This window comes from Neisseria sp. P0021.S005 (assembly GCF_051956955.1).
This window is the reverse complement of sequence record NZ_JBQCWY010000698.1, coordinates 1-1,580: the sequence shown is the minus strand read 5'-3', so window position 1 is coordinate 1,580 and position 1,580 is coordinate 1. Positions and strand designations below refer to the sequence as shown.

Here is a 1,580-nt window from a genome sequence, read left to right as displayed (position 1 = left end):
TTATAGAAAGTACGGCACAATGACCGCTTACACGCTCAAACAAGCCAGCAGCCTGCTGCAATCCAAACAAATTTCCGCAGTCGAATTGGCGACCGAATATTTGGCCGCTATTGCTGCGAAAAACCCTACCATCAACGGCTACGTTACCATCGATCAAGATAAGACCCTTGCTGAAGCTAAAGCAGCCGATGCGCGTATCGCGGCCGGTAATGCAACAGCTTTGACCGGTGTGCCGGTTGCTTACAAAGATATTTTCTGCCAAACAGGTTGGCGCAGTGCATGCAGCTCCAAAATGTTGGATAACTTCGTTTCTCCTTATACTGCTACTGTGGTGCAAAACCTGTTGGATGCCGGCATGGTTACTCTTGGCCGTACCAATATGGACGAATTTGCCATGGGTTCGACCAATGAGACTTCGTTCTACGGCGCAACCAAAAACCCATGGAATCTTGAACATGTTCCCGGCGGTTCGTCAGGCGGTTCGGCTGCCGTGATTGCGGCGCGTTTGGCACCGGTTGCGTTGGGTTCGGATACCGGCGGTTCTATCCGTCAGCCTGCATCGCATTGCGGTATTACCGGCATCAAGCCGACTTACGGTACGGTTTCACGTTTCGGTATGGTTGCCTATGCTTCCAGCTTCGACCAAGCCGGCCCTATGGCGCAAACAGCCGAAGACTGCGCGATTTTGTTGAACGCTATGGCCAGCTTTGACGAGCGCGATTCCACCAGTTTGGAGCGCGACAAAGAAGACTACACCCGTGATTTGGACAAGCCGCTCAAAGGTTTGAAAATCGGTTTGCCTAAAGAATATTTTGGCGAAGGCGCAGATGCCGATGTTCAGACGGCCTTGCAAAGCGTTATTGATTTGCTCAAAGTACAAGGAGCGGAGACTGTTGAAGTTTCCCTGCCGCAAACATCATTGTCGATTCCTGCTTATTACGTTCTTGCCTCTGCTGAAGCAAGTACCAACTTGTCCCGTTTTGATGGCGTACGTTATGGCCACCGTGCGGTGCAATTTGGCGATTTGGAAGAAATGTACAGCAACACCCGTGCCGAAGGTTTTGGCAGCGAGGTCAAACGCCGTATCATGATCGGTACTTATGTATTGAGCCATGGTTACTACGATGCGTACTATTTGAAAGCGCAAAAACTGCGCCGTCTGGTTGCCAATGATTTTCAGACGGCCTTTGGTCAATGTGATTTCATTTTGGCGCCGACTGCGCCGACTGCCGCGCCAAAACTCGGCAGCGACATTCACGACCCTGTGCAAATGTACTTATCCGATATTTACACCATCGCCGTGAACCTTGCCGGTTTGCCTGCACTGACTCTGCCTGCCGGTTTCAGCGCAAACGGCCTGCCGATTGGTGTGCAATTTATCGGCAACTATTTCTCCGAAGCCAAAATTTTGGGTGCCGCACATCAAGTTCAGCTGAACAGCGATTGGCACACTAAAGCGCCGGAATAATGTTTTAGGGCCTTGATGATTCAAGGCCGTCTGAAAATAAACCATATAAAAGCGCCTGAATGTATTGAGGTGCTGCATATTGTAGATATTTAAAAACATGACAGCCACCGAC

General features: G+C 50.3%; 1 protein-coding gene. It reads left to right on the top strand.

Annotation, left to right across the window (positions count from 1 at the left end):
• Positions 1–19: 19 nt before the first annotated feature.
• Positions 20–1,468, top strand: coding sequence for an Asp-tRNA(Asn)/Glu-tRNA(Gln) amidotransferase subunit GatA (gene gatA, locus ACTHUE_RS18455; RefSeq protein ID WP_070459841.1), 1,449 nt, complete (start codon positions 20–22; stop codon positions 1,466–1,468).
• The last annotated feature ends 112 nt before the right edge of the window (positions 1,469–1,580 follow it).